Here is a 15769-nt window from a genome sequence, read left to right as displayed (position 1 = left end):
GCATTTCCCCTTTTTCTACCGGATATTCCCCCGATATCCGGCAAAAAGTACGTACTATTGCAAACTGAATTCATAACGTACATAATTAAAGAATCAATCATGAAACACACGTTTGTGCATATTTTATGTAAAAAGGTAACCGTATTAATGTTAGGTGTCGGACTGGGAACTACCCTTTCGGCCCAATTACCCTATCAAAATCCGGATCTGACCCCGGAACAAAGAGCAACTGATCTTCTGCAACGTCTGACTGTGGAAGAAAAGATATCGCTCATGCAAAACAATTCACCGGGTATCCCCCGATTGGGTATCCGGCCTTATGAATGGTGGAACGAGGCTCTGCACGGAGTAGCACGTGCCGGACTGGCCACGGTCTTCCCTCAAACGATCGGTATGGCCGCCTCCTTCAACGATTCTCTTGTTCAGAAAGTATTTACCGCCGTATCTGACGAAGCCAGAGCAAAAAACCGTACATTCAATGATCAAGGACAATACAAGCGTTATCAGGGACTGACCATGTGGACCCCCAATGTCAACATTTTCCGTGATCCACGATGGGGACGCGGACAGGAGACATATGGTGAAGATCCTTATCTGACCAGCCGCATGGGAGTGGCAGTAGTCAAAGGATTGCAAGGACCGGACAGCGCACGTTACGATAAATTACATGCTTGCGCCAAACATTTTGCCGTCCATTCCGGTCCGGAATGGAACCGTCACAGCTTCAATGCCGAGAACATTGCTCCGAGAGATTTATGGGAAACCTATCTACCGGCATTCAAAACCTTAGTACAAGAAGCGGATGTGAAGGAGGTGATGTGTGCCTATAATCGTTTTGAAGGTGATCCCTGTTGTGGAAGTAACCGCCTGTTGACACAAATTCTACGGGACGAATGGGGATTCAACGGAATTGTGGTTTCTGATTGTGGCGCCATCTCCGACTTTTGGGGAGCCCAAAAGCACAATACCCATCCGGATGCCGCCCACGCATCGGCTGATGCCGTCTTAAGTGGAACAGACCTGGAATGCGGCAGCAATTACCGGAAATTGACAGATGCCGTCAAAGCCGGAATCATCAGTGAAGAACAGATAGACATTTCCGTAAAACGATTGCTAAAAGCACGTTTTGAACTGGGAGAAATGGAAGAATCCCATCCATGGGCTCTTCCATACAGTATTGTAGACTGCCCGGAACACCGTCACCTGGCTCTGCAAATAGCACACGAAACCCTGACGCTCCTGCAAAACAAAGAAAATATACTGCCACTCGACAAACATGCCAAAGTAGCCGTAATAGGCCCGAATGCAAACGATTCTGTAATGCAATGGGGAAATTACAACGGAACTCCGTCACATACAAGTACACTTCTATCTGCCCTCCGATCCAAACTACCGGCTGCGCAGCTCATCTACGAACCTGTGTGTGGACTGACTGATGATATTACTTTCAATAGCCTGTTCAACCAGTGCAGTTACCATGCAAAACCAGGTTTTACCGCTACTTATTGGAACAATCCGGACTTTAAAGGAGAAGTGGATGCAACCGTTCAGCTTTCTACTCCTTTTCGTTTCACGACCTTAGGTGCCACTGCATTTGCCCCAGGGATAGAATTAACCGGATTTACCGGCCGTTATCAGACTGTATTTCGTCCGAAAAAGTCGGGTAATGCCATTTTCCGTTTCCAGACAAACGGTGATATCCGGGTAAATATCAACGGAGAAGAAGTAATCAAGACCGGTAATATCAAAAACCCGGAAAATTTATATACTTTACAGGCCCAAGCCGGAAAAAGCTATGAAATCGTCATTGAGTTCAAACAAATAAAGGATGGCGCTTATTTCAATTTCGACTTGGTGGAAGATATTCCTCTGAATATGAATGCAACACTTGAAAAGTTGAAAGATACGGAAATCGTAATCTTTGCAGGAGGAATCTCTCCATTGCTCGAAGGAGAAGAGATGAAAGTTTCCGCCGCCGGATTCAAAGGAGGCGACCGGACCGATATCGAACTTCCCGCCGTTCAGCGCAATGTATTGGCAGCACTGAAGAAAGCCGGAAAGAAAGTCATATTCGTCAACTTCTCCGGTTCGGCCATGGCATTGACTCCCGAAACGGAAAACTGTGATGCCATTCTGCAAGCCTGGTATCCCGGACAGGAAGGAGGAACAGCCGTTGCCGACGTACTTTTCGGAGATTATAATCCTGCGGGACGGCTTCCCGTCACTTTCTATAAGAATATGGAGCAACTTCCGGATTTTGAAGATTACTCCATGCAGGGCCGCACCTATCGCTATATGAAAGAAGCACCTCTTTTCCCATTCGGTTACGGACTCAGTTACACCACCTTTACTTACGGTAAAGCCCGCGCGGATAAAAAGCGTATTTCAACAGGAGAAAAAATGACGCTTACCATTCCTGTCAGCAACACCGGCAGCAGAGACGGTGAAGAAGTAGTACAGGTATATCTCCGCCGGGAAGATGACCCAGAAGGACCGACAAAAACGTTGCGTGCTTTCAAAAGAGTGGAAATTGCCAAAGATAAGAGCCTGAATGTAAAGATAGAACTGCCCTACACAGCCTTCGAATGGTTTGATAACAGCACCCATACCATGCATTCCATGAAGGGAGAATACGAAGTACTATATGGTGGCAGTTCCAGAACCGAGGATTTACAATCGATAAAAATACAAATACAATAAAAACATGAAAAAACTGATTATTGCCTGTTTCACTGTCTTATCAGCTAACAGTGCACAAGCCCAGGAAACTGGAATGAAACTATGGTATGACCGGCCTGCAACCCAATGGGTGGAATCCCTTCCATTAGGAAACGGACGTTTAGGAGCTATGGTTTACGGTGATCCGATACATGAAGAATTTCAATTAAACGAAGAAACCATATGGGGAGGTTCGCCATACAACAATACCAACCCGAAAGCCAAAGAAGCCTTACCACAAATTCGGCAATTGATCTTCGAAGGCCGAAACAAAGAGGCACAAGCACTTTGCGGTCCCAATATCTGCTCGCAGACAGCCAACGGTATGCCGTATCAAACGGTAGGTTCCCTCCATCTCGACTTCGAAGGAATCAGCAGTTATTCCAATTATTATCGTGAGTTGGATATTGAAAAAGCTGTCACCACCACCCGCTTCACCGCCGGAGGAGTGACCTATACCCGGGAAGCATTTACCTCTTTCCCCGATCAGTTACTGATCATCCGGTTGACGGCCTCGGAAAAAGGGAAACTCTCTTTCACAGTTCGTTACAGTACGCCTTACCAAGAGAATATCACTAAAAGCATCTCCTCCCGGAAAGAGCTTCAAATGGATGGAAAAGCCAATGACCACGAAGGCATCGAAGGTAAAGTGCAGTTCACCGCACTGACACGTATCGAACGGAACGGCGGACACATGGAATCCGTTTCGGACACATTACTCCGGGTCCGTAATGCCAATAGTGTAACCATCTATGTATCGATAGGTACCAACTTCATAAACTATAAAGATATATCAGGCGACGCCCGGAAAACCGCTCAAACTTATCTGAAAAATGCCGGAAAGAATTATCTGAAAGCCAAAGAAGCCCATTGCGCTACTTACGGTAAGTGGTTCAATCGTGTCTCTCTCGATCTGGGCAGCAATGCACAAGCTGCCAAACCGACCGATGTACGGGTGCATGAATTCGCTTCGGCTTTTGATCCGCAACTGGCCGCTCTGTATTTCCAATTCGGACGGTATCTGCTAATATGCAGTTCCCAACCCGGTGGACAAGCCGCCAATCTTCAAGGTATTTGGAACTATCAGCTACGTGCCCCTTGGGATGGAAAATACACCACCGATATCAACGTGGAAATGAACTATTGGCCTGCCGAACCGACCAACCTGACAGAAATGCACGAACCTTTTCTGCAACTGGTAAAGGAGGTAGCCGAACAAGGCCGGCAAAGTGCCGCTATGTATGGCTGCCGGGGATGGACACTTCATCACAATACGGACATCTGGCGTTCCACCGGTTCTGTAGACGGTCCGGGATATGGTATTTGGCCTACTTGTAATGCCTGGTTCTGCCAGCATTTATGGGATCGTTACCTGTTCTCCGGCAATCGCGATTACCTTGCCGAAGTATATCCACTGATGCGTAGTGCCTGCGAATTCTATCTGGACTTCCTGATACGTGAGCCACAAAACAACTGGTTGGTAGTATCGCCCTCCTACTCTCCCGAAAACCGTCCGTCGGTAAACGGGAAACGCGATTTTGTCGTCGTGGCAGGTGCTACTATGGATAACCAAATGGTAAGCGACCTTTTTCATAACACATTGGAAGCCGCATCCTTGATGGGCGAATCATCCACTTTCATGGATAGTCTGCAAACAGTCGTTCAAAACTTAGCTCCTATGCAAGTGGGACGCTGGGGACAGCTACAAGAGTGGATGGAAGACTGGGATAATCCGAAAGACCGTCATCGCCACACATCTCATTTATGGGGATTGTATCCGGGACGCCAGATCACCCAAAACACCCCCATCCTTTTTGAAGCAGCCAAACGCACACTCGAAGGTCGCGGAGACCATTCCACCGGTTGGTCTATGGGATGGAAAGTCTGTTTTTGGGCACGGCTTCTCGATGGAAACCATGCTTATAAGCTAATTACCGAACAACTCCACCCTACTACCGACGAAAAAGGACAGAACGGAGGAACTTATCCCAACTTGTTCGATGCCCATCCTCCTTTCCAGATAGACGGTAACTTTGGCTGTACGGCAGGAATCTCCGAGATGCTGGTACAGAGTCATGCCGGTAGTGTACATTTGCTACCCGCACTACCCGATGTGTGGAAGAAAGGAAGCGTAAAAGGGCTTCGCTGCCGTGGCGGATTTACAGTAGAAGAACTGAATTGGAAAGACAACCAACTCCAAACAGCCCGTATCACCTCATCCATAGGAGGAACTCTACGTATTTGCACTGCCACCCCGTTATCACTTAACGGAATTGCATTAAAACCGGTAAAGCGTTCCGAATGTGACAATTCACTATTGAAAAGTCAACCGATACGTCGTCCTCTGATTGCCGCCGATGCTCCAATCAATACGACCGTGCAGCCCAAAACTTATCTATATGATATAAAAACGGTAGCTGGAGAAAGTTATCTGATAACGAAAGAAAAATGAATGAATAAATAATTTAAAATCCCCAAAAGAAAGGAGTTAGAAAACCATTAGTCTGCCATCAAAGACTCGTTTTCTAACTCCTTTTATTTTAAATCAGAGATACTTCCAAACTACAAAACATCCATAAGATATAACTTTTTCAGTTCTTTATAATTCTCGATAAAATCAAACTCCAAGAATCCCTTATTATATATAGTATGTTATCCGGATGAACTTCATTTATTATCCATAATCCAACATTTCCTGCAACTATACTATTTTTTCGATTATAATCGTATCAAATGACAGTTCTCAATTAAAACAATCTATATTTCTCTTTATTTCCCCCCTCATTTCCAATAAAAAGCACCAACTTTACAAGTAGCTAAGACAAAGATTCTTTTACCTTATAAAGCCTTGAAATATGAACTATCGCCTATTTTTCTTTTCTATATTTTGGCTTTACTTGAATAACATTCCACTATTTGCCCAATCCCCTCATGTATCAGCCCGATTTGTGGATACAGAGAGAAATCATCCGCATGCCCCAATTCATGAGCAAGCCCAATAACAGGAGGTCTGAGGCCTGATCTTGTTGATTTGGAATTCAAATCAAAATAGATGGTAGAGCCCTGTTTTACTGCCGCATTTCGATAATTCTTTACCGTTACATTTTTTGATATTTCCTTTCATTGCTATCCCATTAAAATCTAAAATTGTTCTTTGAAATATTTGAAATTTAGTTAGTTACAGAGGTTTTCAAAGCGCGATGATTTCAATTTATACCTTTGCATCCCAATAAAAACTGCAATGAATAAAGAGAAATATGTGTTTTCCCAATTTATCTCATTCTTGAACGAAGATAAGTTTCGACGCATTGTCGACAAGTATCACGGGAATCGTTATGTGAAACACTTCACTTGCTGGAATCAACTACTTACTTTGATGTTCGGTCAACTTTCTAATCGTGAAAGTCTGCGAGATTTGATAGTTGCTCTTGAAGCTCATCATTCCAAATGTTATCATTTAGGAATGGGTAAAAAACATATCAAAGTCATCGTTAGCAAGAGCAAATCAAGATAGAGACTATCATACTTTGAAGAATACGCATACTACCTGGTTAGTGAAACACGACAAAAGCGTGTTAATCATATTTTCAAACTTGGTGGCAACGTTTATGCTTTCGATTCGACAACTATTAACTTGTGTCTTTCAGTCTTTTAGTGGGCTAAATTCCGCAAGAAGAAAGGGGATATCAAAGTGCATACATTATATGATGTAGAAACACAGATTCCTGCCTTCTTTCATATCACGGAAGCATCCGTACACGATTCTAAAACTATGATTGACAATCCTTATGAATCAGGTTCTTATTACATCTTTGATCACGGTTATAACAACTTCAAGATGCTATGTAAGATTCATCAGATTGAAGCCTACTTTGTTGCCAAAGCAAAAAAGAACCTCCAATACAAATCCATCAAATGGAAGCGTAGGCTACCCAAGAATGTGCTTTCAAGCGCAAGTGTACTTCTGGTTGGATTCTATCCTAAATAATATTATTCAGAGCCACTTAGACTGATTAAATATTGGGATGAAAAACAAAAAAGGGAATTCGTTTTCATAACCAATGCCACGCATATATCTGCTCTTCAAGTTGCCGAACTTTATAAAAATCGCTGGCAGGTAGAGCAGTTTTCAAAATGGCTCAAGCAGCACCTTGAAGTCAAAATATTTTAGGATACTACAGAGAACGCTGTTCGAATACAGATATATGCTGCAATACCCACTTACTGCTTGGTGGCAATCGTTCAACACGATATACAACTGGATAGAAGTACATACGAAACACTGCAAATATTGAGCATCTCATTGACTGATAAAACTCATCCGAGAGATCTCTTTGATAAAACTAAATTTCAAAATGACAAAGAACGATTCGGACCAAATGGGCCAAGTTTATTTAATTTTTAATTTGTCCCAATTTTAATGGGGCACTAATGATTTTTGAATATAAAAACTTCCCCTTTCCAAGTAATGGTGTCTTTCGATATTTTAGCGTAATCGCCTTTAACATAATATTTTTCAAAAAAAGAATCATCTATTGCAGGGATTTCTATCGAAATATGGTTAATGTTCTTTTCTATTTGATACTCTTGAAATGGATCAAATCCAACTATACCATAAAATAGACCATCAGAAGTATGAGGTATTATATGCTCAGGTACAATATAAAATGTTATTGATTTAACATTATTAGGTAGCATTAACTCTCTACTACTCTTGGAGTAAATTAAATCAAATGTTTTAAAAGTATTAGTATGCACATTTATTTTAAGATTCCCCCTTTGATAAGGTATTAAAAAAGAAACTTTGATACTGTCATTTATAGTAGAATCCGAAAATTGAACTACTTTTAATCCTTTAAGTCCAAAAACATTCGGTGGAGTTGAGTTTAATTCAATAAAATTAGCATCAACCCACATAAAAGTACATTTTGCCAATGTATCATTATACCAAACAGGAGTATAAATATGAGGTTCAATGTAATTAAAATTATTTCCTATTATTTCTATTTTTGTTCCAGATTTGCTAAAATAAGTTCCTGATATATCTTTTTGTCCAAACACATAAAGGCTAAAACAAATACAAAGAAACAATAAAGCTCGTACTTTCATATTACTTCCCTCCTCCTATTAATTTTTTTTGCTGTTTAAAGAATTTATTCAAGTCAATAGAATATTGATAAATAACCGGATAAACATGTTTTCCGTCATTTGTTATACCACCCACAGAATGTACATCTATACCTTGTAATCCCCTTCCTCTTAAACTACCAGGGAAAGACCTATCATAGGAGTATTGCATTTTATAGGCTTCAATTTCCATATTTGATACACTTCTTATACCGACTCCTGCATTAAGCAATTCTCCATTAGTGGAAAACCTTAACCCTCCTGCATCCAATGATTGTCGAACATGCGTGACTTCATGTATGGATAGAGCATCCGAAGAAGTTTCAATATAAACCTTTCCATCGCTACCTTGACGCACTTTATGTTTTCCACCACTAATTGAGCTTAAAGCATACACATTGCTTTGATCTGCTCCCAATAGATCAATGTCTGCCTTACTTGTATTCAAGTTTGATATACGGTTATTGGCTTCTGATATTCTGCTTTCAAGTTTACCGATTTGTTTTTCGCTCAAACCTCCTTTGTCAAGTTTATCTTGATTTCTAACTATGTCTTTATTAAGAGAAGTAATTCTATTATCTATATTCTTTTTTAGCCGTTCCGCTTCTTGTGGGTCTTCCCATATCATGCCTGTCGGATCAATAAACCTTACCGGATTATTCGCACAATAAACATATGGACTTATATCATAATACTTTTCCAGCAAAGGATCCATCGTTGAGAATCGTGGAACGAGTGTATATTGCAGACGAGCACCGGAATCATACATGTTGAAACCATGCATTGACAATTCTTCTTTCCCACAAAACCGGCGATTCTGAATATCATAACCTGTTCTACGGAAAATAGCTCCCGAGGGGAGATATTCCATGCTCTGAAGCACCTCTCCTGTCTCATAATCACAAGTCAAGCGAACGCTGCCCAAATAATCCTTGATATAATAATACCCTCGAATTCGCTTCTCACCTGTAGTATCATTGCGCAAAGAAACATATCCTCCGGGAGTTTCAAGTCTAGAAAGGCGGCCGTCACGAAATAGGAAATCGCCATCCCGCACCTCCTCCGTCTCGGAAGAAGGATCGGATAGAAGTTGCAAATCATCCAAAGGGACAATAAGGGCTGTACGGTAAGTTTTGGTATTCGTACGAACACGACGACCATCCGAAAGATAATCCAGCAGTAATGTATTACCTCCGGGAAAGCAGACGCTGTCCGGTAAATTATGGTTGTTATAATGTGCATACTCCACATTTTGTGCAAGATTCCGAGTCTCATTACCATTATCATCATAACCAAAAGCCCCCTCCGGTTCCCACGAATGATAAAGAAAAGAATAAGCATCCGGCCAACGGGAGGAACTATGGTCATAAGAAGACTTAAAATGATTGCCGGTATATTCGAAAGAGAGCACATTGACATCTCCCAATGGCGTTTGCCGGGTCAAAGTACGAATATTTCCCATAATGTCATAGCCCATACTCTCTTTGAAACGTAAATAACCGGTACCGTCATAAGTATACATAGCCATATCGCACAGGGATTGCCGGTCTCCATAAGACAAAAACATGCGGTAACTATTGTCCAGCTGCCGAATAGAAACCGCAGAGATGCGCCCGTTAAAATACTCGTTCCAAAAACAAGAAGGCACATCCGAATAATGCAATGTCTGCGAAAAACGGGCGCTTTCCAAACCGCCCAATTTACCGTCGGTACGATAGACCGTGGAGATCCGTTCGCCAGAAGTGATCTGCTCGAAAACCGGACGGCAGAATTCGTCATAGGTAAGCTCACGGGAAGGGAAAGTCCGGCTTTGATTAGTCCGACCGTCAGAAAGAGATACTGTAAGAGCAGAAGCCGTCTCACGACCACCGTTATCATAATGATAAGACATATCCGAAAGGCAGGTTCCGTCAGGACTCACAAAACGCCGGTTAATGAGGACAGGAGCGTTGAGTTCATTATATTCGGTAAAAGTATAAGTAGTAGCACGGCTGACAGCATTGTAGATACTACTCCCTATAAGACGCTTACGCTTATCGTAACTGAAAGACTGGAGTTCACCGGTACCCTCTCCATCATTCAATGATAAATAACAACCGGTCAGTAATGATTGACAAGAGGAATAAGTGCCTTGAGGGCGAACCACATTCAAAGAATGGAAAAGAGGTAAAAAAAGAAAAGATTCCGTATCATAGTAAGAAACCTTCGTGATACGAGGAGATTCCCCGAGAGGAAAGCGGTTTGTATAACCGAAAGTACCTGTACCATCATAGGATTCACATACCAGTGTATCCATATAGCTACGCACCAACTCATGATGTGAGTTGGAATTCCGAACAGTGCCTTCCAAAATGATCCGGTCCAAAAGATCGTACTTGCAGAAACTCCACTCGCTGCGGAAACGCTGGTTGGGGCTTTGACTGAGAATCATACGATGGTCGCCGTCGTAAACTTTATAATACCAACCGGCACCGGGCAGCTTTGAAGAAATACAATTATTAAAATAGTCATATTCATAAAAGTACGCATAGTGATCAAGCAGATTACCGGAAGCCAACACATAACTTCCGGCAGATGACTCCCAATTCTCAGATACTGCGGGAGGAAGAACACAAACCAACTGGTCGAAACGATCATAAAGGAAATAAGTGTCATATGTATAATCCAAACCGACATGCCGTTCCAAGACCACTTTTTCGTGAGCATTTGTAAAAACATAATCACTTTCACCATCCTCGTTTGTACGTTTCACGCAAGTAAGACTACCGTCAGGATAATTTCCGTTTCTCGTCACCATAAAACCAGAAAGGGTATAATGAGTCACACAAAGGAAACCGGTTGAACCTGCATTCAATAAATACTCCGTTGTAACAGATCGCCCGGGAGTATTACGCCCTATTTCGGCTGTAACACGATTCCAGACAGAAGGCTCGTATTCATAGTCCACATGGTAATGGTCTTTATACGGAGAAGAATCGAATGCAGATGCCTGTTTATAAGAACCGTCCGAACTGTCAAAAGGCAATAATTGCCACTCCCGTTGGCAACGCCCGACATGATCATACACAATAAGATCAGCCATATCTTTTCCAGAGGGCGTAATGCCATGGTGCACCGTTTGAACCAAGCGTCCACCCGAATCGTAATAGGCTGTACTAACCAACGCATTGCTTTCATTCAAGGAAATACCCGGAGAGACCGGCTCTTTAGGGACATAGGTACGGACATAATTCGACTGTCCACAAAAATCGGAAAGAAAAGAAATGAAGATGCAAGACAAAATGCACCTGAGAAAAAGGGAATGATTAATACTCCGTCGCATATTTGTACTCTGTTTTACGTAATACATGTTCCTGTTCTCCTGTCTCTATCACTTCGCACAGCCGGTTGAATTCATCATACGTATAACGGTAAGTCACTCCACGGGCGTCAGTCTGGGAAACAATCCCTACCAATGGTTCATACCGGGTTGTCACAACCTGTGCATTAGGCAACCGGCTCCGCAACTGATTCAACAAACGCCAGTCTTCCTCCGTCGGCTCCTCACGAGAAGCAATCAAGTCGGGAACAATCCCCTAAGACTTCACCTCCTCTAATGAAGACCCGTCAATTTGGGCTATGATGTGTTGTCCCTGATATCCCCATATCAATACAACAGAGCGCCCTTGACGGGTTTGCACCGAAACCGCTTGCCCATTAGCACTGTAAGAAGAGTAAATAAGTTCCGGCACTCCCAAGTTCTGGTCCACATTTCCAGTAAACTCAGGTGGAAACGAATATCCCTCTTTATTATAATGCGCATATTCCTTCCACGGTTTTATATAAGAATCCTTATAATGCAGGTGATGCAACCGCTTGACCAGAACTCCATCCGTATAGAAAGATTCCTCAATGGGAACAGTTACCAGATTATTCTGCTGAAAAATACCGTCATTGTAGTTAGGATAATCAATAAAATAACGAATCGTATGCTCTTCCTTCGGATGTCCGGTTTGCGTAACCGTCGACTTGTTCACTAAAAAATTAGAAGAATTATACTCATAAGTCGTATATTTGTTGAAAGAAAGGCTGTTCTCTTTGCCAGGAATATGACTATAATAAGATTCACTACAATTCAGCAAAGGAATGTGATAACCTTCTACATTATATCCATATCCATGTCCATTCTCATCAACCTGCAAACCTTTCAACCGAAAAATCATCCGTTTGTCATATTTATAAGATTTGGCAGATAAACTTTTCCCATCTGCCAAGACTCCTTGCCAAGACAATTTTCCATTTAACGGCATCGGAATACTGGGGTCTTTCCAGTAAACCAAAGCAGGTTCCGCCAAATTATAAAAATTACTCGTCTCACAAATACTCTTGCTCTTATCCTCTTTCGTCACACTCACCTCCGTGTATCCCATAAAATAACTATTGTATGGATTCTCTAAAGGACGAACCGCCGACGAATTATATTCAATAAACTGATAACGGCCAACAATATTATTAGTCCCTATAGAGGATACGACATCAAGTATACCGGTCGTAGAATATTCAGCATTCCTGTGAAGAAGTCCCGAACAAAGTCCTCTTGCCCGATCCCGATATACAAACTTACGTGTAGATAAGGGAGATTTTATTTCCGCAACACGTACCCCTCCGACAAAAGGTTCACGATTTACCCAACGGCCTTTATATCGTTTCACCTGAATAGTAAGACGCCCCCACTCCGCCGTCCTCGCTGTGATAGTGGCGCTTTTCATCTTCTCAAGGCACTTCAAACGGGTTGTAAATGTATATTGCTCATGTATCTTGCTGCCTGTATTCTGAAGTCCTTCCGGAAGGCCATATTGATGAAAAGAAGGCATATCCAATTCAAACAAGCAAGTATTTTTTTCCACTTCATAACCATATCCCTCTCCCTTACCGTCATACGTACAAACTACATCTATGTACCCATCGAAAGGAAAATCAAAACTAACTGTTTTTTCAGTCTCATTATAATCTTTTACAAGAGTAACCACTTGGGCAGAATCTTCCACTTGCCATTCATATTCATATTGAGACCACACTTGATTAGGTTCATATTGAAACTCCGTCCTTCCCTCTAAAGGAGAAACCAATCCGGTCAACATCCAAGTTCGAGACAGTGAATTTGATTCACGCATATCCTTAGGGCCTGCAAGGTGTTCTTCTCCTTCCTTAATACAAACCTGAGATTTTATTGGATAAATATAACAATATTGTTTCCCATTCTCTGTTCTCCATTCTCTTTCGTAATGATAGTAATCCTTGCGAGCCACAAAAGGGACAAAGGGAAATACCTCTTTAGAACTATCATACCCGTTATAATACCCCCATTTATCACAACAAAAACTATTTTTCATGGGCAATGCATCGGACATCTCATATTCCATGCGATATTTTTGTTTTGTTTCTCCTGTTCCTTGTATTGAAACGGAATCTAATTTTAAACGGTGAGTCAGATACTTTGCCGTATTATCTCCAACTTTTCCACTTGATCCCCTTCCCTCAAAATAGGAATGGTGAAATGTGTAAGACAAGTTGGGAACCGATTTATTCTTTGCATAAAGAAGAATCTTTTCCAGTCTTTTAGGGCGTTTAGCAGAAGTATTTCCACGCGGGACACGAATATCCAGACGTACATCGTCCGAGGGTACCAAATCTAAAGAACCGTCTTTCCACACAATCCTTCTCAACACAGGTTCACAATCCGTCAACTCCATAGAAACGGAAGTCGTGGATTCAGGTCTCATTGTTCGAAATTCATTCCAAGTAATACCCGGATTCGAAAAAAGATCCTCTGATATCATCCTGAGTTCCTTCAGCGAATGATTTATAGGACTTAAATAAGAATCGAAATATATGTCATACTCAAAGGTTATGACATCACCGGTCGGATACTCGATACGAGTGAGCAGCCACGAAGATATTGTCCGTGTCTCCGAATCAAAATGATCCGGCTCAAAAGCGGAAGCCTTACCCGGATATGATCCTACATGCTCATCAATTGCCTCCCCATACACCATTCCATAACTTTCCTTTGTTTCCCGGATACCGAAAACGTATTTCACATTTTCAGGAGTAACCACCACAAAGCTCCCATCCATTTCATCTCCTTGATACTCTATACGAAGATTTCCCTCCGGGTCTGCCAGAAGAAATTTGGGTACTATACTTGAACTTCCCGCTCCCTTATTCGCATAAAACTTACCGGAAAATCCATCAAAATTATAATGAAAAATATCCGGTTCGTAATCTTTCCGATCATGATATACCGAATACCAAATATATTCGGAATCTTCGTTCGGAATCGTATCCGTTTGCGTCCAATACCCCTTAAGATCATCCCAACCACGAACAGAGCGGGAAATAGCTCCACCAGCATGAATACTCCACCCCAAACCGATCCGACTGGCTTCCTGCCCCACTTTAATCCCTGAGGCATGATAACGTAACGATATGGGCAAACTATAATTACCTACACGAATAGTATAAATAGGAATACTTATATCCGGGACTCCGGTATATAAAGATACGGGAATTTCCGAATACTCCATCAATGAATACGCTTCCGGAGAAGGTGTATAGTTTTTCAAAACAATCTCCTGCGTCTGTCCTTGAATATCATTACCCCAATATAAAAAAACAAATAAGAGGAAAAGCATGCATGTCTTCATAATACATTTACAGGTTATCTATTCTTCAATATCTTTTCACTGTTAACTTCACCGTTAATAATAACAGATAATAAATAATCTGCTGATGGTAAAGAGGTTAAATCAAATGTTTCCTGATACATACCGGCATCACATTCCGACAAGGTTTTCTGAAACAAACAAATGCCCGATAAGGAACAAAGTAACAAATCCACACTGCTTGGACCATCAAGAAGAATATCTATCTTTAGCAGTCCTCCATCTGGAGAGAAATAACTGTTATATGCGTAATTTCCCGATTTTTTTCCAAAGCTTTTTTTCTTTGTATAAAGTTCCTCTTCGTCTCTTTCTGCTTGCGTGGCAAGTGTCTCACGAACGGCCATGTTTACCCGATCCTCCGACAAATATTTCTGTTCCTCCACAGGATAATAATAAGAACGTTGAAAATGCCGGACAGGAATACCGGAAGCACAAACAAAAGTCTGTACAGTTTCAAAAACCGGATATCTGTAACCGGGAGCATACCACCGATAAGCATCTACCCGCCAGGTAATACTATCATGAGTAAGATGATAAATAAGTGAATCTTTCGAATAGGAAGACGTTTCTCCAAAACTCAATATAGCCGGAGAAGAAGCTATGCGCTGTCCTGTCCGGACAGATTCATGGACACGCAAGACATCAGACAATACTTCACCGTCAGGCAAAAACAGTATCCCTTCCGCATCCGCTTTACGGACTGTTTCACCATAGACAGCCAAATTCAATGTATGACTATATTTTCCTTCTCCGTAATAAAAAGAACAAATAGAATCCGAATAAGTCAAAGGATAATGCATAATTAATTCGGGAAGCAAATGACGCACCTGTAATAATTGATTAAAATAACCGACACATAGCAATGAATCGCCGGAAAAACGATACTGATAAGTAGCATTCATTCCAGAACAGGTAAACAAACTGTCCATTCGGTCATAAGATTCCCGATATTCATTTTCCAACGGAGTTAACTCACTGAAATCCCAAACAACATTTTTTCCGCTTCGCCCCGGAGACTTATACTGTACCTCCTGTTTAAGAATGACATCGCCCTCCCTAAACATATGAGTATCTTGCTGTAAAACGGTTTGTGCCTGCGCAGCTGCCATTCCTCCGGAAAAGAGTAATGGCAATAGCTGACTTTTCACTTTAAAATCCATGACATGGCATTTAAGGTTAAAACTGTCACCCATCTGTAAAGATAAAAAGCCGGGTAACTT

The 15769-nt window shown here is 41.8% G+C and carries 8 protein-coding genes and 1 pseudogene; 4 read left to right on the top strand and 5 right to left on the bottom strand.

The window, feature by feature from the left end:
* Nucleotides 1-147 precede the first annotated feature (147 nt).
* The 4 genes and pseudogenes from xyl3A (at nucleotide 148) to QVP90_RS19245 (ending at nucleotide 6889) form a co-directional block, all read left to right on the top strand.
* Nucleotides 148-2700 (top strand): xylan 1,4-beta-xylosidase, encoded by a 2553-nt coding sequence (gene xyl3A, locus QVP90_RS19260; RefSeq protein ID WP_021937342.1) that lies wholly within the window; start codon nucleotides 148-150, stop codon nucleotides 2698-2700.
* A 4-nt stretch (nucleotides 2701-2704) separates the two neighbouring features.
* Nucleotides 2705-5170 (top strand): glycoside hydrolase family 95 protein, encoded by a 2466-nt coding sequence (locus QVP90_RS19255; RefSeq protein WP_021937341.1) that lies wholly within the window; start codon nucleotides 2705-2707, stop codon nucleotides 5168-5170.
* A 789-nt stretch (nucleotides 5171-5959) separates the two neighbouring features.
* A complete protein-coding gene (locus QVP90_RS19250) occupies nucleotides 5960-6232 on the top strand; it encodes a DUF4372 domain-containing protein (RefSeq protein WP_005925476.1) in 273 nt (90 codons plus the stop codon).
* Between the two features lie 177 nt (nucleotides 6233-6409).
* Nucleotides 6410-6889, top strand: a pseudogene (locus QVP90_RS19245) (IS4 family transposase).
* Between the two features lie 257 nt (nucleotides 6890-7146).
* On the opposite strand, the gene QVP90_RS19240 reads toward QVP90_RS19245, so the two are convergent.
* The 5 genes from QVP90_RS19240 to QVP90_RS19220 form a co-directional block, all read right to left on the bottom strand.
* The gene (locus QVP90_RS19240; RefSeq protein WP_021937340.1) at nucleotides 7147-7827 is read right to left on the bottom strand and encodes a hypothetical protein; all 681 of its coding nucleotides are present in this window, start codon (nucleotides 7825-7827) and stop codon (nucleotides 7147-7149) included.
* A gap of 1 nt (nucleotide 7828) precedes the next feature.
* Entirely contained in the window at nucleotides 7829-11167 is a 3339-nt protein-coding gene (locus tag QVP90_RS19235; RefSeq protein ID WP_021937339.1) for a DUF6443 domain-containing protein, read from the bottom strand.
* Nucleotides 11151-11405 (bottom strand): RHS repeat domain-containing protein, encoded by a 255-nt coding sequence (locus QVP90_RS19230; protein WP_264380777.1) that lies wholly within the window; start codon nucleotides 11403-11405, stop codon nucleotides 11151-11153. The genes QVP90_RS19235 and QVP90_RS19230 overlap by 17 nt, the downstream gene beginning before the upstream one ends.
* 15 nt (nucleotides 11406-11420) lie before the next feature.
* The gene (locus QVP90_RS19225) at nucleotides 11421-14531 is read right to left on the bottom strand and encodes a hypothetical protein (protein WP_021937338.1); all 3111 of its coding nucleotides are present in this window, start codon (nucleotides 14529-14531) and stop codon (nucleotides 11421-11423) included.
* Nucleotides 14532-14545: 14 nt separating this feature from the next.
* A partial coding sequence (locus QVP90_RS19220; protein WP_288204935.1) for a hypothetical protein occupies nucleotides 14546-15769 on the bottom strand: 1224 nt, incomplete at its 5' end.

The sequence above is a fragment of the Bacteroides sp. CAG:189 genome, from assembly GCF_000432295.1.
Lineage (GTDB): Bacteria > Bacteroidota > Bacteroidia > Bacteroidales > Bacteroidaceae > Bacteroides > Bacteroides salyersiae.
Note: the sequence above shows the minus strand (reverse complement) of the source record. Positions and strands in the feature narration are given on the sequence as shown.

Coding starts and splice junctions, on each gene's coding strand:
- QVP90_RS19240 (WP_021937340.1), bottom strand. CDS start 7,827: ATGAAAGTACGAGCTTTATTGTTTCTTTGTATTTGTTTTAGCCTTTAT.
- QVP90_RS19225 (WP_021937338.1), bottom strand. CDS start 14,531: ATGAAGACATGCATGCTTTTCCTCTTATTTGTTTTTTTATATTGGGGT.
- xyl3A (WP_021937342.1), top strand. CDS start 148: ATGTTAGGTGTCGGACTGGGAACTACCCTTTCGGCCCAATTACCCTAT.
- QVP90_RS19235 (WP_021937339.1), bottom strand. CDS start 11,167: ATGCGACGGAGTATTAATCATTCCCTTTTTCTCAGGTGCATTTTGTCT.
- QVP90_RS19250 (WP_005925476.1), top strand. CDS start 5,960: ATGAATAAAGAGAAATATGTGTTTTCCCAATTTATCTCATTCTTGAAC.
- QVP90_RS19255 (WP_021937341.1), top strand. CDS start 2,705: ATGAAAAAACTGATTATTGCCTGTTTCACTGTCTTATCAGCTAACAGT.